Annotated in this window: 18 protein-coding genes and 1 pseudogene; 10 read left to right on the forward strand and 9 right to left on the reverse strand. The window is 71.1% G+C overall.

Annotated elements, in window-relative coordinates; all coding sequences use genetic code 11:
- Positions 1–92: 92 nt before the first annotated feature.
- Together WMF31_RS02310 and WMF31_RS02315 are read right to left on the reverse strand one after the other, a co-directional pair.
- The gene (locus WMF31_RS02310) at positions 93–1,337 is read right to left on the reverse strand and encodes a VWA domain-containing protein (protein WP_436600369.1); all 1,245 of its coding nucleotides are present in this window, start codon (positions 1,335–1,337) and stop codon (positions 93–95) included.
- A gap of 26 nt (positions 1,338–1,363) precedes the next feature.
- The gene (locus WMF31_RS02315; protein WP_436600370.1) at positions 1,364–2,338 is read right to left on the reverse strand and encodes a tyrosine-type recombinase/integrase; all 975 of its coding nucleotides are present in this window, start codon (positions 2,336–2,338) and stop codon (positions 1,364–1,366) included.
- 339 nt (positions 2,339–2,677) lie between these two features.
- On the opposite strand from WMF31_RS02315, the gene WMF31_RS02320 reads away from it, so the two are divergent.
- A complete protein-coding gene (locus WMF31_RS02320; protein WP_436600371.1) occupies positions 2,678–3,241 on the forward strand; it encodes a hypothetical protein in 564 nt (187 codons plus the stop codon).
- Between the two features lie 684 nt (positions 3,242–3,925).
- On the opposite strand, the gene WMF31_RS02325 is transcribed toward WMF31_RS02320, so the two are convergent.
- Together WMF31_RS02325 and WMF31_RS02330 are read right to left on the reverse strand one after the other, a co-directional pair.
- Entirely contained in the window at positions 3,926–6,355 is a 2,430-nt protein-coding gene (locus tag WMF31_RS02325) for a DUF5682 family protein (protein ID WP_436600372.1), read from the reverse strand.
- A 40-nt stretch (positions 6,356–6,395) separates the two neighbouring features.
- On the reverse strand, positions 6,396–7,481 hold the full coding sequence (locus tag WMF31_RS02330; protein WP_436600373.1) for an ATP-binding protein: 1,086 nt from the start codon (positions 7,479–7,481) through the stop codon (positions 6,396–6,398).
- 378 nt (positions 7,482–7,859) lie between these two features.
- Between WMF31_RS02330 and WMF31_RS02335 the strand changes: the two genes are divergently transcribed.
- Positions 7,860–8,453, forward strand: coding sequence for a hypothetical protein (locus WMF31_RS02335; protein WP_129354041.1), 594 nt, complete (start codon positions 7,860–7,862; stop codon positions 8,451–8,453).
- 13 nt (positions 8,454–8,466) lie between these two features.
- Here WMF31_RS02335 and WMF31_RS02340 read toward each other — a convergent pair whose 3' ends face one another.
- Positions 8,467–8,793, reverse strand: a complete 327-nt coding sequence (locus tag WMF31_RS02340; RefSeq protein WP_436600374.1) for a hypothetical protein — start codon at positions 8,791–8,793, stop codon at positions 8,467–8,469.
- A gap of 191 nt (positions 8,794–8,984) precedes the next feature.
- Between WMF31_RS02340 and WMF31_RS02345 the strand changes: the two genes are divergently transcribed.
- Positions 8,985–9,587: an SDR family oxidoreductase gene (locus WMF31_RS02345; protein ID WP_436600375.1), complete on the forward strand. Its 603-nt coding sequence runs from the start codon at positions 8,985–8,987 to the stop codon at positions 9,585–9,587.
- Positions 9,588–9,619: 32 nt separating this feature from the next.
- Here the strand turns inward: WMF31_RS02345 and WMF31_RS02350 are convergent, their stop codons facing one another.
- Positions 9,620–9,976, reverse strand: a complete 357-nt coding sequence (locus tag WMF31_RS02350; RefSeq protein WP_436600376.1) for an antibiotic biosynthesis monooxygenase family protein — start codon at positions 9,974–9,976, stop codon at positions 9,620–9,622.
- 103 nt (positions 9,977–10,079) lie between these two features.
- On the opposite strand from WMF31_RS02350, the gene WMF31_RS02355 reads away from it, so the two are divergent.
- Positions 10,080–10,766: a VOC family protein gene (locus WMF31_RS02355; protein ID WP_436600377.1), complete on the forward strand. Its 687-nt coding sequence runs from the start codon at positions 10,080–10,082 to the stop codon at positions 10,764–10,766.
- A 62-nt stretch (positions 10,767–10,828) separates the two neighbouring features.
- Here WMF31_RS02355 and WMF31_RS02360 read toward each other — a convergent pair.
- The 3 genes and pseudogenes from WMF31_RS02360 to WMF31_RS02370 form a co-directional block, all read right to left on the reverse strand.
- Positions 10,829–11,223, reverse strand: a pseudogene (locus tag WMF31_RS02360) (type II toxin-antitoxin system VapC family toxin).
- The gene (locus WMF31_RS02365; RefSeq protein WP_436600378.1) at positions 11,220–11,456 is read right to left on the reverse strand and encodes a hypothetical protein; all 237 of its coding nucleotides are present in this window, start codon (positions 11,454–11,456) and stop codon (positions 11,220–11,222) included. The pseudogene WMF31_RS02360 and the gene WMF31_RS02365 overlap by 4 nt, the downstream one beginning before the upstream one ends.
- 333 nt (positions 11,457–11,789) lie before the next feature.
- A complete protein-coding gene (locus tag WMF31_RS02370; protein ID WP_436600379.1) occupies positions 11,790–12,200 on the reverse strand; it encodes a hypothetical protein in 411 nt (136 codons plus the stop codon).
- A 334-nt stretch (positions 12,201–12,534) separates the two neighbouring features.
- Between WMF31_RS02370 and WMF31_RS02375 the strand changes: the two genes are divergently transcribed.
- The 6 genes from WMF31_RS02375 (at position 12,535) to WMF31_RS02400 (ending at position 19,233) form a co-directional block, all read left to right on the forward strand.
- Positions 12,535–13,701, forward strand: a complete 1,167-nt coding sequence (locus tag WMF31_RS02375; RefSeq protein WP_436600380.1) for an FAD-dependent monooxygenase — start codon at positions 12,535–12,537, stop codon at positions 13,699–13,701.
- A gap of 456 nt (positions 13,702–14,157) precedes the next feature.
- Positions 14,158–14,367 carry a hypothetical protein gene (locus tag WMF31_RS02380; RefSeq protein ID WP_436600381.1) on the forward strand — a complete coding sequence of 70 codons (210 nt, stop codon included), beginning with the start codon at positions 14,158–14,160 and terminating at the stop codon, positions 14,365–14,367.
- 132 nt (positions 14,368–14,499) lie between these two features.
- Positions 14,500–15,771: a hypothetical protein gene (locus WMF31_RS02385; protein ID WP_436600382.1), complete on the forward strand. Its 1,272-nt coding sequence runs from the start codon at positions 14,500–14,502 to the stop codon at positions 15,769–15,771.
- On the forward strand, positions 15,768–16,313 hold the full coding sequence (locus WMF31_RS02390; protein ID WP_436600383.1) for a glycine-rich domain-containing protein: 546 nt from the start codon (positions 15,768–15,770) through the stop codon (positions 16,311–16,313). The genes WMF31_RS02385 and WMF31_RS02390 overlap by 4 nt, the downstream gene beginning before the upstream one ends.
- Positions 16,310–17,479 (forward strand): MFS transporter, encoded by a 1,170-nt coding sequence (locus tag WMF31_RS02395; RefSeq protein WP_436600384.1) that lies wholly within the window; start codon positions 16,310–16,312, stop codon positions 17,477–17,479. The genes WMF31_RS02390 and WMF31_RS02395 overlap by 4 nt, the downstream gene beginning before the upstream one ends.
- A gap of 110 nt (positions 17,480–17,589) precedes the next feature.
- Positions 17,590–19,233 (forward strand): flavin-containing monooxygenase, encoded by a 1,644-nt coding sequence (locus WMF31_RS02400; protein ID WP_436600385.1) that lies wholly within the window; start codon positions 17,590–17,592, stop codon positions 19,231–19,233.
- The last annotated feature ends 83 nt before the right edge of the window (positions 19,234–19,316 follow it).

Here is a 19,316-nt window from a genome sequence, read left to right on the forward strand (position 1 = left end):
GGCGTGTGGGACGCGCTGACGCACCGGGATCGTGGTTTTCAAGGTATGTGACCGGCTTCACGGGTGTGCCGCCGAGGGCTCGCGCGGAGCGCTCACCTCGCCTCGGCCTCGAGCAGCGGGCCGAGGTCCTGCCCTCGCATGATCCGTTCCACCACCTTGACGAGGAGCTTCGGTGTGCAGCCGAAGCAGGGAGTCCCGAGCGCGGCGAGCTTCTGCGCCATGTCGTGATCGTACGAGGGCTTTCCGCTGTCCGAGAGCGCGAGCAGGCAGATCGAGCGCACCTTGTCGTCGGCGAGCCTCCGCATCCGGGCGAGGAGCTCCTCGGCGTTTCCGCCCTCGAACAGGTCCGTGATCAGGATGAGCAGCGTCTTCTCGGGCCGCTCGACGAAGTGTTCCTGGGCGTAGGCCACGGCGCGGTTGATGTCGGTGCCGCCGCCGAGCTGCGCGGTGAACAGCACGTCGACCGGATCGACGAGCATCGGCGTCACGTCGACGACCTCGGTGTCGAAGAAGAGGAGCCGTGTGCGGAGGACATCGAGCGACGCGAAGATGGCCGCCATGATGGAGCTGTAGACGACGCTCTCGCCCATGGAGCCTGACTGGTCGACGAGGATGGCGACGTCCCACTCGTGCCTTCGCGTCTGGTTGGCCCAGAAATAGAGCTTGTCGGGGACGAGGCGGCGCCGCTCCGCGTCCCAACCCTTCAGGTTCTTGCGGATGGTGCGCTTCCAGTCGAGGTTCTTGAGGACGCGCAGCGGGCTCGTGGTGTTCCGCCGCAGCGCGCCGAGGACGGCGGTGCGGACCTCGGACTCCAGCGCGCGGCGCACGTCGTCGACGACCTCGCGCACGATCTGCCGGGCGGCCTCGCGGGCGGCGTCGGGGATGAGGCCTCTCGCGCTCATGAGGGTGGCGACGAGCTCGACGTTCTTCTCGAGGAACGGCAGCGTCTCGGGCTCGAAGAGGAGCTGGGTCAGCCCCTTTCTCTCGATGGCGTCCTTCTGGACGAGGGCGACGACATCGTGGCTGAAGAACTCGCGCACGGCGGCGAGCCACTCGGGGACATAGGGCCGCGAGCCGCCGAGGTTGCCTGCGCGCTCGTCGTAGAGGAACGAGAGCGCCCGGTCGAGGTCGCCCACCCGGCGCGGGTCGACGTGGAGCGCGGAGGCGGCGGCGCCGAGGCGGCCGAGGTCGAGGCGCGGGTCGACGCGCTCGGCCTCGGGGCCGAGGGCGAGGCGCCAGCGCAGGAGGGCGTCGCGGTCGGCGTCGGTGAGGTCGTCCGGCGCGGGGGCGGGTCCGGCGGGGGCGGGCGGCGGTTTGCGGGGGGGGCGGGCAGGCATCGCGGGCAGTGTCGGGGAAACGGGGATCACCGTCCAGTGGACCGAGATGGATCACGCGGAGAGGCGTTCAACGCGCTCGATCGCCTGGTCGAGATCCACCTCGAGCAGGCCCGCGCATCGGAGGCGCTGGTCGCGCACCTGGCCCGCCGCACGTCAGCGAGCGTTTCGCCGGCGCCGGGGCGGACGTGACGGCGACACCGAGACAGGCGCCCGCTATGAGCAGAGGCGAGCAGGTAGGGGCGTGGCGGCCGCTCGGCAGCCCAGTATCTCCGCAACCAGACGTACAGCGCTGGCGACAGCTTCGCCTCCAGGGCTCGATTGCCTTTGCCGTGCCGCACGCGAAGAACGCCGCGCGCTCCGTCGATGTCCGTCACCTCCAGCGCCAGGGCTTCGGAGATCCGCAGGCCAGCGCCGTACAGCACCATGCCGATCGCTCGATGACGACGGTTGGCGAGGGCACGCAGCAGCGCCTGCACCTCGTCAGCGCTCAGCACCGTCGGCAGCGGCCAGCGCTGCTTCGGCCAGCCGATGAACGACACGTCCTTGGGACGACCCAGCGTCTTCCGGTACACGAACGCCATCGCGCTGAGCTTCATCTTCAGCCACGACGCGCTCCGCTGCTGCGTCCACAGGTGCTCGACATCGGCCCGAAGCTCGTCGCGCCCGAGCTCTGCAACCGGACGGCCGAAGTGCGCCGCAAGCTCCTCCACCGTCGCGAGGTGCTGCTTGCGGGTGCTGATCGAGTATCCTGCGGACGTCCGACCAGAGGTCTCGGCGCAGAGATCGCGGGCGACATGCGCGACGAGGTCGGCCGTGCCCGTGTGACATGTCACGCTCGAGCCGTGACATGTCACGCTCGAGCCGTGACATGTCACGGATCGGGCATGACTGGGCGCCTCGTGCGGCGGAGCGAGCGCCGGACGCCGGGCGAGGCGGTCGCTCGGAGACCCATCCCCGGCGACAAGGACAGGCTCCGCCGTCAGGATCGTGCACGATCCCACGCGATTGGTGCCTCGTCCATCGCGACGTGCCTGTGCTTGCCCAGGTGGAAGGCGACCGGCGCCGAGCTGGCCGAGGTGCCCGCAAAGCGCCGCCAAGGGGGGCGCTGGACGCGGCCGATCGGCGCCTGAGCCGCTCTCCCGGCGATGGCCCGCGGATTGCAATTCGTCCGGGGCGGCCGGCCTGGAGCGTCGTTGAAGCCGACGGATGTGCCAGGCCGGTCGCGTTCACGGACGCGTGGTCCATATGAGCGGTTCGAGCGCTCGGGTCATCACGAACGGTGCCACTTCACGTGGCTTCGGGCTAACGATCGTCGACGATTATAGATTGAGAGAATTGCAATGAATATTGAAGGAATCATGTTGCGCATGGGTGTCGTGTCGGTCTGCATGAGCGGGCTGGTGCTCTCGGGCTGCCTCGGGAGCGCGGAAGGCGAGGTCTTCGACGAGGACTTGGGCGAGACGGAGCAAGCGATCGGGAGCGAATGCGCTGGCGCTACCGCCACGGTCTCCGTCAACGGCTCTGCCAACTGGGTCTCGCCCCAGACGTATGACACGATCTCCTGCTACAAGGGCGTGGTGGTCGACGTGAACAACATCGCCGCGCCTGGAGGTGTGGCGTACGCCACCATGTACTGGGCCGACAGCGCGCCGACCACGCAAGCGGCCTGCGAAGATAGTTGGATCCAGGCGGACGTGTTCGAGTCGATCGGTGGAAATTGGGTGTACCAGTTCTCCATGGATGACAACGGCCAGTGGGATGCGGGCACAGGGACGTGCAAGGCGCTGAGCGTCGGCACTGGTGTGACCCCCTTGAAGACCTATCGCTTCTCGATGACGGCTCGCACCTTCCATCACAGCAGCGCGCCGACGCGGAAGGTGGGCATCTCGACGGGGGGCATCTGAGACTCAGCCGCCGGCGAAGCCGACGTGCCTCGAATGACGCGGACCCCGGCGGGAAGCAGCGACCCCGCCGGGCGCGCGTGTTCCTATCGCAGGCCCTCGCCTCTTGCCCGCCCCCGCCAGGGCCGACGCCGCCCTGCGCCCAGCTCCGTTGACGCGATATCGCGCCGCAAGCGCTCCGATCCCGCAAGTCGCTCGCTCCCCCGTCCGGCGTGAAAGGTGATGCCGGCGCCACCTGGCGCGCATTGGCGGACCACGATTTTTGCTCCGTCATGAGCTACCCCGCCAGAGCAGCGGCGGCGATATCCGCGATTGTGTCGACGTGCTCGTAACGCTCCCTGCGGAAGCGGAAATGCTCCGTCGCCGCAGATCGCGCCGGCGTGCTTCTGGAACGGGGAACCGAAGGTGAGCTTGCACGCGGCGACGCGCGCCGGCGCGCTCAATGCGGAGGCGAGAGAGGCGCCCTTGCGCTACGAGATGCGATGGGGCTCGATGTCGTGGCCATCGGCTCCGTGGGCAGGCAGCTCTCGGAAGCGCTCGAACGTGCTGGCTCCCAGACGATCTCATCGCGCGGGCAGTGGTGGTCGGATATCAACCCTCCTCACACGTGGGATCCGTGATGTCGAGGCCCGGGTCGGCGACATCGTGGGCTGGTCGGGCCGCTGGTCGCTTCGCTACAGCCCGCCGTCAGAGCAGATCGTCCAGATCATCCATCGCCTGGGAGAGGTCCTCGCTCATCTCCTTGAGCTTCTCCCGGTCCTTCTCCAGCAGCACCGCCTGCGCCGCCCGGGCCTTGTCGCCGAGCCTCCGCGCCGCGAGCACGTTCTCGAGCAGGTACCGCCGCTCCGTCGCCCCGAGCCCCGAGAAGGCGCGCCGCAGCACCGGCAACGCGTCCTTGAAGCGCTCCGGCGCGATGCCGCCGAGGAACGCGTCGAGCGCCTCCACCACCGGCCGGCTCTTCACGAGCACCAGCGCGTTCACCTCGAGGAAGCCCGCAAGGAACGACGCCGCCGCCTCGGGCGGGGCCGCGCCCCCGAGCCGCAGGCCCACGACCCGCGCCACCTCCGCGTCGTCGATCCCCTGCGCCAGGTAGAGCAGCCCGCAGGCCAGCCCCGACGCCGTGGGGTTCACCGCCTCGCTGTCCACGAGCCCCCGCGCCGCCTCGAGCCACGCCCCGCGGTCGACGAGCGGCTGCGACAGCGCCACGTCGTGCAGCGTGCGCAGCGCCTCCTTGGCCCCCGCCACCGCCTCGTCGCTGCCCGTGCAGCCGCCGTGGACGCGCAGCACCGCGCGCGCGAACGTCCTCTCCAGCATCGGCGCGATCACCCCGTCGCCGAGCGACGACAGCGACCGCGACGACCCGAACGACACGAGCCCCGCGAACGCGCGGCACGCGCGCGCCAGCGACGGCAGGTCGCCGTCGCCCGCCGCGAGCTGGTCGCACGCGCGCAGCGCCGCGGCCACGGCGCGCGCGCTCGACGCGAGCACGCCGTTCAGGAGCACGTCGGCGGCCTCGCCCGTCGTGTGGCAGGCCGCGAGATCCTCCTCGAGCAGCCGCGTCGCCACCTGCTCCAGCGTGTCGCCGAGGACGATCTTCTCGACCAGCGCCACGTCGGTCGCCGGCGTCCACTGCGCCTCCCACGTCTCGCTGAGCTGCCCGAGCAGCTCCTCCGGCGGCGCCTGCTGCGCCGCCGCGCCGCCCCGCCCCGCCGCCCCGGCGCGCCGCCCCGCCGCGCGCGTACCGGCGTACGCCGCGTAGGGGATCTTCGCGATGCGGAGCCGGTGCAAGAGCACGCTCGTGCCGACCTCGACCTCGTTGGTGAGCGAGAGCCGGAACGCCTCGGGCGCGTCCGTGGCGGGGAGCCTCCGCTCGCGCACCTCGCGCCAGAACTCCTCCTGGAGCGAGTTCTTCCCGATCCGGTCGGCGACGCGGCCCACGTTGCGGCCGATGACCGCCGGCCAGAGGAAGCCGTCGACGTGCGTGGCGTCGCCGCGGCACAGGGTCGCGATGGTCGCCTCGCGCACCTCGTCGAGGCCGGGCTCGGCCTTGCCGCGGTGCTCGGCGAGCGCCACCGCGAGGCGGAACGCCTCGATCGTGTCGGCCAGCGACGCCATGAAGCCGCGCAGGCGCAGGTGCTCGGTGAAGTCGATCAGCACCTCGAGCGTGGCGCGGCGGAAGTCGCCGCCGGCGTCGTGGGCGCGCTGGTAGTACTGCGGCGCCCGGTTGCCCGCGCCGTAGCCGAGCTGCTCGGACAGGCGCGGGAAGCTGAACGGGATCAGCGTCGCCGCGCACGGCGCCGGGGCCGGCAGCCGCGCCTCCAGCGCGGGATCGACGTCGCGGGCCGCGAACGCCGCCGCGTGCGCCGCGCCGAGCACGGCCACGACCTCGTGCGGCGCGAGGCCCGGCCCCATGCGGTCGAGCAGGCGCCGCGCCATGTACGCGTCGCGCGCCCGGTGGACCAGCCGGTCGCCCTCGCCGCGCACGAGGTCCGCGTACGCGAGCAGCGCCTCGCGGAACGACCGGGGATCGTGGCGGGGCGCCTCGAACGAGGCCTCCCAGAACTCCTCGAACGAGCGGAAGCCCCGGGCCCGCGCGCACGCCTCGTAGATGCTCTCCAGCTCGCCTTCCGCCTCGTCTTCCGCGCTCGCCGGCGCGTCGTCCTCGTCCGCGTCGTCGCCGCCCGCGCCCGCGTGCTCGCTGCGCTCCGCGCCGACCTCGCGCGCGTCGCCGCCCGGGTCCTCGGCGTCGTCGTGGCCGACCCGATCCCCCTCGAACGGCGCGAGCGTCACGCCCACGGGCACGTCGATGAGCTCCGCGCGCGCGCCGTGCTCGAACGCCCACTTCAGCGCCACGTACTCGGGCGAGTACGCGGCGAACGGCCACAGCGACGACGCGGGCGCGCCGTCGGTCCGGTAGCCGAGGATCGCGACCGGGGGCACGGTCCTCGGATCGACCAGCGCCTCGAGCAGCGCGTTCGCGTCGCTCGGGCCCTCGACGAAGACCGCCTTCGGGCGCACCTCGTCGAGGTAGGCGCGGAGCGCCGCGCTGGAGCGCGGCGAGTGGTGGCGCACCGGGAAGAGGTGGACGGCGGCGAGCCGGTCGAGGTCCAGGTCCATCAGGGCTCCATCGCGGGGCGAGCCGTCACGGGGCGAGCCGTCACGGCGCGAGCCGCTTCCGGGACGCGGCGTAGAGCTCCTTCCACAGCCCCGCGCGCCCCTTGGCCACGGTCTCGCAGTACTCGCGGACGGCCTTGAGATCGTCGCCGCCCTCCTTGGTCACGGCGCCGAGCAGCGAGCGCGAGAGGTCGTCGACGGTCACCTTCCCGCTGCCGAAGTGCTGCGCGAGGATGCCGCTGTTGAACAGCACGCTGATGGCCTCCGCGGTCGACAGCACCGAGCCGGGCGCCTTCACCTTGGTCTTGCCGTCCTTGGTCACGCCGGCGCGGAGCTCCTGGAACAGCGTGACGAGCAGCCTGGCGAGCTCCGCGGGCGGCTCGACGCCGACCTGGTAGTCGCCGCGCAGCTCGGCCTCGCGCTTCTGCACGATGCGGATCTCCTGCTCCAGGTCGTCGACCACCGGGACCGTGATGAAGTTGAAGCGGCGCTTGAGCGCGGCGCTCATCTCGTTGACGCCGCGATCGCGGGTGTTGGCGGTGGCGATGAGGTTGAACCCGCGTTGCGCGGACACCACCTGATCGAGCTCCGGGATCGCGACCTGCTTCTCGGACAGGAGGGAGATGAGCGCGTCCTGGATCTCGGGCGAGGTGCGGGTGATCTCCTCGAACCGCGCGAACCGCCCGTCCCGCATCGCGCGCAGGATGGGCGAGGGCACGAGCGCCTTCGGCGACGGCCCCTCGGCGAGGAGCAGGGCGTAGTTCCACCCGTACTTGACGTGCTCCTCGCTGGTGCCGGCGGTGCCCTGGACCACGAGCGCGCTCGTGCCGCTGATGGCCGCGGAGAGGTGCTCGGAGAGCCAGCTCTTCGCGGTGCCGGGCTCGCCCACGAGCATGAGCGCGCGGTCGGACGCGAGCGTGGCGAGGGCGACCTGCACGAGGGAGCGATCGCCGATGTACTTGGGGGTGATCGCGACGCCGCCGACGGGCTTGTCGCTGCCGAGGATGTAGGTCTCGACGGCGCGGGGGGAGAGGCGCCAGCCGGGCGGCCTGGGCGCGTTGTCGTGGGCGGCGAGGGCCGCGAGCTCGTGCTCGTACTTGGTCTCGGCGGGCTGGCGGAGGTCGCTCATGGGGGCCGGACGAGGCTACCCCAGAACGGGGCCGGGAGAGAACGGCGCGGGGGAGGCGATCGTCGGGAGGGCGCGATCGTCCGGAGGTCGCGATCGTCCGGAGGACCGACGAGCCCGCTCGGGCCGACGGCGCTCGAGTTGCGCAAGGATGGCGCAAGCCGCCGAGCGCGTATCTCGACAGCGCGCCTCACAGCCGGCGCCCGACGCGCTCGCGGCGGATGGCGCATCGATTGCTATCCCACGTCGCGCGCAGGTGCTCGGACGCAGGCGGCGGGGGCGCGGGCGGGGTTTCCCGAGCCACGCCTGCCTCGCCGGGATCCCCCGGCCGGCGCCCGCCCGACCAGGCCCTGCCGACACGAGAGAGAGGAGCTTTTCGTCATGAAGAAGATCGCCGTGCTGCTCGGAGGCTGTGTTGCGCTCGCGTCGATCGCGGCCGCGTCTCCCGCCCAGGCTGACTGGACCGACTACGTCTCGGAGGAAGACGGCCCCGCGCTCTGCCCCGGCACCGAGGCCGCGACCGGATTCGCGTGCTGGGGGGATTACTGCGACGACGTCGCTCTGCACTGCAACGCCCTGCCTTCCTTCAGCTCACTGGACACCTCCACCAGGTACTGGACGGACTACTTCTCCGAGGAGGGGGACAGCGATCTCGGCCAGCAGGTGTGCTACGACGGCCCGAGCGGCGGCCATTGCGAGACGTTCGAGCTCGGCGACAATGTCCGCTACTGCGGCAGCCGCAGCAACAAGGCCATCGTGACGGGCATCCGGTGCTCGGACAGCTACTGCGACGAGATCTCGCTGGAGTGCACCAGGCCGGCGGCCGGGCGCCTCACGAGCTGCTCCTGGTCGGACTGGCTGTCGGAGGAGGAGTGGTACGCGCACTTCGGCGCGAACCGGTTCATCACCGCGGTGGAGTGCAGCGGCGACTACTGCGACGACAAGCGGTTCTACGTCTGCTCGCTGGTCCAGTAGCCTATCGAGCAAGCTATTGCGGGTCCAGCTTCCCGGCGGCCTCGTCCTGTGCTCGGGTGAGAAGGTCATCGACTCCGAGCTTTTCGGCCCATGTGATCAGGTACTGGTGATCGATTTCGGCCCCGCTGACTCGAAGCACCTCGATGATATCGCGCCATTGCTTGGACGACACTCCACCACCTTCGCGGTACCAGAGCAGTTTCCGGAGAACGGTATCCTCTGGCGCCTTGACAAACAGCTCCTCACCGCTGGTTCGGACCCTGACCTTTCGCCGACGGCTGAATTCGATCTCGTCGTATCGACTCGGTCCGAGAGCGAAGATGTCGATCTTCGTCACCATGGGGAGGTAGAAGATGTTCGCGCAGCTTCCGCGGGTCAGGGCATCGCGGATGCATGTCTTGATCCACCTCGAAGTCCGGACCGAGCTGCTCGGCGAACGCGCGCACACGATGGGGCATCATCGCGACGACCAGATCGATATCGTTCGTCGCGCGAGGCTCCCCTTGGAGCGAGCTCGCGAGGCTGCCCCCGATGAAGTACTCGCAGCCGATGCTCTCGAGCGCGGCCGCCACGCGCAACGCCGCGTCCAGCGCCGTGACGACATCTGTCGAGGCGCTCATGGGGTCACGTCGCGTCGTCCGGCACCTGGCCGAACAGCCTGCGCGCGCAGTCGCGCCCCTACAGCCTCGCTGCAACGCGAACGCGAAGCTCCTGCTCGTCCGCCCCTGGATGGCGAGCACGCAGGCCGCGGTCGCGCCGCTCACGGGCCGCGAGGGCGCGGCCATCTTGATGGTCTCGTCGTTCGCCCGGCGCGCGAACGTCCCCGGTACGAGCATGTACGGCGCCACCAAGGTCGGTCTCATCTACCTGACCCGGAGCTGGGCGATCGAGCTCGCGCCGGCCGGGATCCGCGTCAACTGCATCTCCCCCGGCCTCACCGACACCCCGGCCGTCCGCTCCGCCGCCAGGCACATCCCGGACCTGGTCGAAGACCAGATCGCGCGTGCCCTGATCAAGCGCGCCGCGCCGCCCGAGGAGGTCGCGCGCGTCGCGCTGACGCTGCTCGACGAGCGCACCTCAGGGTTCGTCACCGGCTCGAACTGGGACGTCGACGGCGGCGGTCACCTCGGGTGAGCGGCGCGGCGCGCCGGCCTGCCGCGCGCCCGCTACGGCGAGAGATCGGTGCTGAGGAACACCTCGTGGATATCGAGCTTGCTCGGCCCCGCGAACATCTCCTTCGGCGCCCGGTTCCTGTGCGCCTCGGCGAACTCGGGGCTCCGGGTCCAGGCGACGAAGTCGTCCATGGAACGCCACCAGGTCTTGACCTCGTAGAACCCCTGCGCGTCCGGATCCGGGACGAACGCGCCCGTCGCGTGGTCCAGCTTCATCGGCTTCGGGCGGTGCACCTCGTTGCGGAGGAAGCCTGGCGCGCGATCGACCAGGTGGACCCGGTTCTTGAACCGGTCCTCGAACTCGGCTTCATGGCCCTCGGCGACGGGAATGCGGTTCGTGACGACGATCATGACGCTCCTCTCTGCGGGTGCCTGGGCCCGCGCGCCGCGGGCCGGCGGGAGCCTAGCATCGGCGGGGGCGCCATGCTTCCATGTCGCCCCGGAGGGGCCATCGATGCCGACGAGGGATGACAGCCTGGCGCTCGATCATCTGTTCGTCCTCGTCGAGCGAGGAGCGCCGGAGCGCGTCGCCCTCGAGTCCGCCGGCCTGCGGGAGAGCTTCCGGCGGAGCCACCCGGGCCAGGGGACGGCGAACGTGTGCTTCTGCTTCGACAACGCCTACCTGGAGCTGCTCTGGGTGGAGGCGCGGGACGAACTCGCGTCCCCGCTCGTCGCCCGTACCCGCCTCGCGGCGCGGGCAGCGTGGCGGCGGACGGGCGCGTCGCCGTTCGGCGTGGCGGTCCGCTCGGCCCCTCCCGGGGCGCCGCTCCCGTTCGCGACGTGGGATTACCGCCCTCCGTACGTGCCCGAGGGCGTGGCGATCGACGTGGCGCTGGCCAGCGCCGATCTGCGGCAGCCGTTTCTCTTCCGTCCTCCGGGCGCCAGGCGGCCCGACGCGTGGGCGGACGGCAGGGCCGGCGCGCGGCAGCGCCCCGCGGGCTTCGCGGACATCGCGGGCGTGCACCTCGATCTATCGCCCGGCGCCCAGGCCGACCCGGCGCTGCGGTGTTTGCAGGAGGCGGGCGTCCTGTCGCTCGGTGAGGGCGGCGCGGGCCCGCGCATGGTCGTGACGTTCTCCCGGGTCGACGGCGGGCCCGCCCGGCGCCTGTCCCTCCCCGACTTCACGTGGGCCGGCGGGTAACCCATGCTCTGCACTATGGGACCAGACGAGCCTGGTGCTCCCCTCCACCACCCGGCGCCGAGTCATGCGTTCGCCCAGATCAAGCGGACATCGTAGGGCGCCATGAGCCGATCGGCGGTGACGAGGTGAATGTCCTCGACCTGCGCCTGCGCGATCAGGATTCGGTCGAAGGGATCCCTGTGATGCGGAGGAAGTCGGGCGACCTGAAGCGCGTGCTGTTGCTCGATGGGCAGAGGACGGTGGCCGAGGGCCGTCATGCGTGGAGGGATGTACTCGGCCGGCGGGGCCGGGAGCGAGAGCTTTCAAGAGAGTGCTTGATGACGATCTCCCACGCCGTCGCGGTGGAGACGTGGACATGGTTGTCCTCGGCGACGAGCATCTCCACCACGTCGTGACGGATCCTCTCGGGTTGGGCGACGAGCCAGAGCCAGCAGTGCGTGTCGAGGAGCAACCTCATGTTTCACCGTCGAACGCCCGCTGCATGTCCTCCGGTAGCGGCGCATCGAAGTCATCGGCGATCTGGACCTTGCCGCGATCCATGCCAAGCGCCGCGCGTCTGTCGATCGGCGCAGCTTTCTGGGAGGTGACGAGGACGATGACCTCCGCCGGCCCTTCCGGGAGGTCGGCGGGAAGCTGGAGCTGGACACGGCGATCTGCGGGGATGACGATGGCGACTTTCGCGGCCTGCATGCTAGCTCCTCCTCCGGCGCCCTCGCGGCTGCTGTCAGTCTAGCGACGATGCTCCCCGGCGTCACGCGCCATGCCCGAGGCCGTCCGGCCGGCGTCCGCTACCGGCCGGGCGCGCCCGGCGTCGGTCCGGTCGGGCTTCATGGCACCGGATCCGAAGGCTGGTTTTGCGTCGCCGAGCCCAGCGCGCTCCGGGGTTCCTGGCGAGGTGGAGCGGGCCGCCGCAGGCCGGAGCGCCTCGACCGGATTCGGCGGCGGTGACACGGGGCGCCCGCGCGGCGGCTGCGCGCGGGCGGCCGCTGGCCAGCGCTCCGCGGGCCCACGCGCGGCCGCCCCTCATGGGACCGCGGCGCAGGTCCCGCGGGCGCAGACGGGCCTTGTCGCCAGGCACGACGGCGTGGCGTAAGGACAGCGCATCGCGCGATGCTCGCGACATGTGGTCTTGTTCAGGTAGGAGACGACGCGCCTCATCTGCTCGAGGCCGCTCCGGTTGATCGGCGTGAAGCACATGCCCTGGCAATCGGTGCTCGGGTCGGCCAGGATGCAATCGACGTCGCTGGAGCATGCCAGGTGATAGGACCTGGCGTGCTCCACGTGGCGGGCCGCGTAGGACGCCAGTCGATTGCAGCTCTCCCAGTGGGCGTCCTCCGCGCCGCCGGCCATGCCCGTGAACGCCCCGAGCGCGAGCGAGAACGAGGCCACGGCAAGGAGCCCAGAAATTCCGTGATGAATCCGCACCGCCTTCATGTCGCCTCCGTTACGCACGAGATCCTGCTCGCCGACGATGCGGGCGCACCGGGCGCATCGATCAGCTCCCCCGCTCGTCATGGTGCTCCGGCATCGGGAACGGAAGGCGGCCCACGGGCCAGGGTTGAAATCCTCTCCAGGGTCGCTCGCTCCCGTTAGACCATCGCTCCGATCCGTGGTTCGATGCCCGGCCTCGACATGCCGCTCCCCAGGCTCGACAGGCTGGATCTCCGGAAACAGCGCGCCTTTCGACATGGCCACCGGGGGAGCCTGCGCCGCGCGCTCGCGCCACGGGCCGAGCTCTCCTGAAATCCTGTTTTGCCGCCGAGGTGAGATGATGCGCGTCCTCGTTTCTGGAGGTGGAATCGCCGGTCTCTCGCTCGGGCTCCTGCTCGAGCGCCGCGGCGTCGAGGTGGTGATCGCGGAGCGGGCGAGGCGGCTCGAGCCGCTCGGGCACTACATCGGGCTCAAGGGCAACGGCGTGCGCACGGTCGAGCGGATGGGCCTGCTCGACGCCTGCCGCGCGCGCGAGCAGCGGCTCGACGGCGTGCGCTTCCACACGCGGTCCGGGCGGCTCTTGCGCGAGAACCGCGCCACGCGGCTCGAGCGCGAGCTGGGCGGCGTCCTCTTCTTCCGGCGCGCCGACCTGCACGCCGCGCTGCACGAGGCGGTCTCCGGCAAGGTGGAGCTCCGGCTGGGCACCGAGGTGCAGGCCCTCGAGGCCGGCCCCGAGCGCGTCGAGGTTCGCCTGAGCGACGGCCGCTCCGAGGCGTTCGACGCGCTGATCGGCGCGGACGGCGTCCGCTCGCCCACGCGCGCGCGCGTCTTCGGGTCGGGCCACGAGGTGCCGCTCGGGGGGCGCTACATCGCGCTCACCGTCGAGGTCGACCACGGGCTCGACCCGCGCTTCGTCGCCGCCTACCTGGGCCGCGGCCAGATGGTCGGCCTCATCCCGATCGGCCCCCGCGTGGCCTCGCCGTTCGTCTACCACGCCGACGGCGGCGAGCAGCCCGCGTCCCGCAGCGCGGCCGACGTGCGCGACTTCCTCCTGCGCGCCTGCCGCGACTTCGACGCGCCCGTCCGCCGGACCTTCGAGGCCATCGACGCGAGCAGCTACGTCTTCACGGACGCCATCACGATGGTCCGGCCGCCGCGGCTCGTGAAGGGGCGGGTGGCGCTGCTCGGCGACGCCGGCGCGTGTCCCACGTTCCTCTCGGGCATGGGCAGCGCGCTCGCGCTCCAGGGGGCGTACCACCTGGCCCGGGCGCTCGAGGAGCACCCCGGGGACGTGCCGGCCGCGCTCCTGCGCTACGAGGCCGGGATTCGGCCCATCGCGGCCCGTTACCAGCAGAGCGCGTGGAAGATGCGGGGGTTCGTCCTCGGCCGGAGCCGCGTGCGCGCGGCGGTGCGCGACGCGGCGCTCGCGTGGATGCCGGATCGGCTGTTCGTGCGAGAGGCGCAGCGCTTCTACGCCGCGGAGAGCGCGGCGAGCCCCGCCTGACGGCGGCCGCGGCCGCGGCGAGCTTCACCCGACGACATCCGCGTCCGCGGCGAGGACGGCCAGCACGAGCGTCCCGGGCGAGGCGGGGCCCATTGCAACGCCACCCTTGCGGTGTGTTTCCAGGTGTTCGCGCCGAAATGGTCGCGCGTCGGCCAGCTCGTGGGCTCACGGGGGCACTCTGCGAGATGGTTACGCTGCGCCTGGAGCCTCCGCGTCGGCCGATGGCCGGTTGATGTCATGCATTCACGGGGCGCCCCGTCGATATCCATTTCACCTCGTCTCGATCGAGATGGCGTCCTTGACCCTCCTGGGCGGCCCCGTATAGTCAGCGAGACGGTTGGGGGGACAACAGTCTGTGTTGCCCAGGCCGTCGACCACACGACCGCAGCAGCGCGCGGGCTGTGGAGGTGTGCGTTCGTCACGCATCGTCCACTCATGACGCTCTCGGAGGCTCGAATGGAATACTTGATTCGGCAGATCGCCCAGGATCATCTCTGGAATCAGTGGGTCGCGGCCAACTCGGCCGGTGATCCCACCCTCGATACCGGCTGCATCTCGCGCAAGGACGGCTGCATCTCGCGCAAGGCGGGGTGCATCTCGCGCAAGGCGGGGTGCATCTCGCGCAAGGCCGGCTGCATCTCGCGCAAGGCCGGCTGCATCAGCTGACAGGAATGATCGGGCTCGCGAGCGAGGCGGGGACGTCCTCGTCGCCGGGGCCTCCGCCTCGCTCGCAGCCGCCCGGACCCGTGGTGCAACGCTTCTCGATGGCCCGTCCGGCCGTCTTCCTGGAGTCGATCGATGGACGCCCACCGACAGCCGCTCGCCGAGATGATCGATCAGGTCAGGGACATTCCCATTTACCGTCCGTCGATCGAGGCGGGCTCCTTCCCGATCCTGGAGAAGCCAGAGATCGCCAGAGGCTTCCCGGATAGCTGGATGACCCCGAGGCTCGCCGACGCGCTGAAGGTCGGCGAGGCGGAGATCGTGCTCTCGACCGGGACCCACCACGCGCGGATGCAGATCATCCGCCCGCCGTTCTTCCTGCTGCACTCCTACTACCGGCTGTGGAGCGAGCACCCCGATATCGCCGGCACCTGGCGCGAGGGCTGCCAGCGCGTCTCGATCACCACGGTGCTGGCGACCGAGCACGTGGCGCGGCTCAACGCGAGGCGGCGCGGCGCCGAGGCGCCGGCGATCCCGAGCCTCGAGGAGCGCCGGCTCGACCCGCGCACGCTCTACCTCAACCTGCGGCTCGACCCGGCGCTCTGGGAGCGCGGCGACGTCGAGCGCATGCTCGAGGAGATGGCCGTCGTCGCGGAGGCCCATCCGCGGCGCCTTTACCACCTCGACTGCGACGGCTACCACCTCGCGCACCTCGTGCAAAAGGCCCTCGCCTGGGGGGCGTGGCAGCGCTTTCCGCGGCCAGCCAGCGTCATCCACGCCTACGAGTACACGCCGAGGAACGTGCGGCGCTTCCTGCAGCGGCACTTCGCGTGTCCCATCGTCGATCTGTTCGGGAGCACCGAGCTGGGGTACCTCTATTACAGCGATCGTCACGGGCGATACTGGCCCTACCTCGACAGGATGCACCTGGAGCTGATCCCGGTCGAGGAGGGCAGCGCGATCTACAGCCTCGTCGTCTCGAGCGTGCGCAACCCGCACATGCCGCTCATCCGCTATCGCTCGGGCGACTGCGCCGAGACGGTCGACGGCTCCCCCGACCCGCTCCGGATCCGCCGGTTCTGCGGGCGCGAGCGAGAGCTCTTGCGGCTCGCCCGCGGGGGGCTGATCTCCCAGGCCCACCTCGACGACTGGATCAGCGCCGTCACGCCGCGCATCTTCCTCTATCAGCTCCACCCGAGGGGGCCCGCGCAGGCGCGGTTGCTGTACACCACCTTCGACGACAGGCCGGTCGATCCGGCCACGGCGCGCGCGCTGCGGCAGGCGCTCCTGGAGGGCGCCGGGCTCGACTGCGCCCTCGAACATCGCGCGCACATCGCGATCGGCAAGTCCGGAAAGTACGCCTGGCTGGCGCAGGACGGCGAGGACGCGGAGCGAGGTGGCCCGTGAGATCCGAGGAGCCCAGGGTGACGACCGCCGCGCTGAAGGCATTGCTCGACGACGCGCTCTTCTCCGGCGTGGTGCGGCGCTTCGCGCGGACCACCGGCGAGGAGCCCGCGCTCGTCGAGCGACAGGTCATCGAATGCCTGAGGTACCTGTACCTCATCTCGCGCTACCCCGAGCGGCTGGCCGGGCTGTTCTTGCCGGTGGAGCAGGCGATCGACGAGATCTGGCACTATCTGATCTTGCAGACGCGGGAGTATCGCGAGCTCTGCGAGGAGCGCTTGCCGGGGCGCTTCTTCATCCACCACCGCAGCCTGCCGTACGAGGATTACCAGGGGACGCAGCCCAGCCGCGAGCAGGCGCTCGAGGAGGGGCTGCGCTGGCTGCCGCTGTACCGCGACGAGTTCGGCCCGTTCGACGAGGGCGCGCTGCCCCACTGGACCATGGCGCGGTTCCTCCACGAGCGCATGGGGCTCTCCCTGGACGCCATCGCGGCGCTCGAAGCCGGGGACGGGGCCGCGCCGCCCGACGCGGAGCGCGCCCGTTGATCCGTCGGGCCTTGCGCGCCGCGCCCGCGACGTCCATCAACACGCTGGTCCTGCTCCTCTGTCAGGTCGTGGGGATCGCCGGCGTGGTCGCGATCCAGTTCGTCGGCAGCCTGGTGGGCGAGCGGCTCGCGATGGACATGCGGCTCGCCACCTTGCCGGTGGCCGTGCTCGTGCTGTCCTCGGCCCTCGGCACCTGGCCGGCCAGCCAGGTGATGCGCCTCTTCGGACGCAGGCCCTGCTTCATCGCCGCGGCCCTCCTGTCCGCCGGCTGCCTCGCGCTCGCGGCGCGGGCGGTCGAGCGATCGGATCTCCCGCTGTTCTGCACGGCGGTCATCGGCGTGGGGGTGCAAGGCGCCTTCGTGCAGCAGTACCGCTTTGCGATCCTCGAGGGGCAAGCGAGCCAGCGCGCGCCGCGCCTTCTGACCCTGATCCAGCTCGCGAGCGCCGCCGGCATCGTCCCCGGCGTGTCGCTCTTCGGCCTGCTCGGCGGGCGGACCTACCGCGACATGCCGAGCGCCCTCTGGATCCTCGCGGTGCTCCAGGCGCTGGCCGCCCTCGCGTTCGTGGCGTACCGGCCGCAAGACGCGCGCCCCGTCGAGGCCACCGCCGCGCCCGACGCGCGCGCCCGCGGCCTGTACTGGCCGATGGTGGTCATGGGCGCCGGCGCCTTCCTGGTGATGAGCCTCCTCATGGTGCCCACGCCCTTGCAGATGTGCGGCATCGAGCGGACCTCGATCCAGCAGGCAGGCTGGGTGATCCAGGTGCACCTCCTGTGCATGTACCTGCCCTCGCTCTCGGTCGGCGCCCTCCTGCGGCGGCTGTCGATCGCGCAGGTCCAGGCCCTCGGGCTCCTGTTTCTGCTCGTCGGGTTTCTGACAAGCTGGATCCCGGGTCTTGGAGGGCACCTGTTCGGGCTGGCGCTGGTCGGGGTCGGCTGGTGCTATGTGTTCGTGACCGCGACGACCCTCGTTGCGCGCAGCCGCGCGGGGGCCGAGCGTTTCCGCGCGCAGGGCGTCAACGATCTGTGCGTGTTTGCCGCCAGCGGCGTGGCGTCGCTCTCGTCCGGAGCCCTCCTGTCGGCGCTCGGGTGGGGCGGGTTGCTGCACCTCGGCGTGCTGCTGGTCCTCGGTTTGATGGCGCTGGCCTGCCACGTCCACCGCACCTGACGCTCGGGACACGCGGCGGGGCGACGCGGTACGCCACGCTTCTTCGCGGCCACCGCGCCGGGGCGCGAGGCGCCCGGGCGCACATCCATGTCCAGAGGGAGGCGAGCATCATGTCTGATTTGCAGTCGAATCGTCCGGAAGGCGGCGCGGCGCCTGAGCGCCGCCTCGACGCCGTCGTCGTCGGCGCCGGGTTCGCGGGCCTGTACATGCTCCACCGCTTGCGCCAGCTCGGCCTCTCGGTGCGGGTCTACGAGGCGGGCGGCGGGGTGGGCGGCACGTGGTTCTGGAACCGCTACCCCGGCGCGCGCTGCGACATCCCCAGCATGGATTACTCCTATTCGTTCTCGCCCGAGCTCGAGCAGGAATGGACGTGGACCGAGCGGTACGCTACCCAGCCGGAGATCCTGCGCTACCTCGAGCACGTCGCGGACCGGTTCGATCTCCGCCGGGACATCCAGCTCGGGACACGGGTGACCGCCGCGGTCTTCGACGAGGCGACGGATCGCTGGGTGATCCGCGCGGACGACGGCGCCGGCGTGTCGGCCAGGTTCCTGATCATGGCGACGGGCTGCCTGTCCGCCGCGAAGACGCCCGACTTCAGGGGGCTCGAGACCTTCCGGGGCGCGGTGTACCACACGAGCCGCTGGCCGCACGAGGGCGTCGATTTCAGCGGCCAGCGCGTGGGCGTCATCGGCACGGGCTCGTCCGGGGTCCAGATCATCCCCGTCCTCGCCGAGCAGGCGGCCCGCCTCTTCGTCTTCCAGCGGACCCCGTGCTTCAGCGTGCCCGCGCGCAACGCGCCCCTGGATCCGGCGCACGCGGCGTGGATGAAGGCGAGCTATCCAGAGTACCGGCGCAGGGCCCGCGAGACGCGCGCCGGGGTCGTCATGGAGGGCAACCCGGCGTCGGCGCTGGAGGTGTCGCCCGAGGCGCGGGAGCGCGAGTACAGGGCGCGATGGGAGCAGGGCGGCACCGGCTTTCTCGCGACGTTCTCGGACGTGATGCGCTCCCCGGAGGCCAACGAGACCGCGGCCGAGTTCGTCCGATCCCAGATCCGCGCGACCGTCCGCGATTCGGCCGTGGCCGAGGCGCTCTGCCCACGGGGGTATCCGCTCGGCACCAGGCGCCTCTGCGTCGACACCGGCTATTACGAGACCTACAACCGGGACAACGTCACCCTGGTCGATGTCAAGGCGTCCCCGATCGAGGAGATCACGCCCAGGGGGCTCCGGACGCGGGGCGCGGAGATCGAGCTCGACAGCCTCGTGCTCGCGACGGGCTTCGACGCGATGACGGGCGCCCTGACCCGCATCGACCTCCGGGGGAGGGGCGGCGCGTCGTTGAAGCAGAAGTGGGCCGGCGGCCCGCGCACGTACCTGGGGATCGCCGTCGCCGGGTTCCCGAACCTGTTCACCATCACCGGCCCGGGCAGCCCCTCCGTGTTCAGCAATGCGATCGTGTCGATCGAGCAGCACGTGGCGTGGATCTCGGACTGCATCGCGACCCTGCGCGCGCGCGGCCTGGGATGCATCGAGGCCACCGCCGAGGCGGAGGACAGGTGGGTCGCGCACGTCAAGGAGGTGGCCGACGGCACGCTCTATCCCCGGGCCAGCTCCTGGTACCTCGGGGCCAACATCCCTGGCAAGCCGCGCGTCCTGATGCCCTATGCCGGCGGCGTCGGGGCCTACAGGAAGACGTGCGAGGCCGTCGCGGCCCGGGGGTACGAGGGGTTTTCCCTGTCGGGGGCAGGGTGAAGGCCAACCACGCGTCGCGCGTGCGCCGTGAAGACGCAACTCCAGCCCAAAGCCTCCCTTGAGCACCACGCGCGACCCGAAGG

Origin of the sequence: Sorangium sp. So ce1036 (assembly GCF_051369805.1) — a bacterium.
GTDB lineage: Bacteria > Myxococcota_A > Polyangia > Polyangiales > Polyangiaceae > Sorangium > Sorangium cellulosum_F.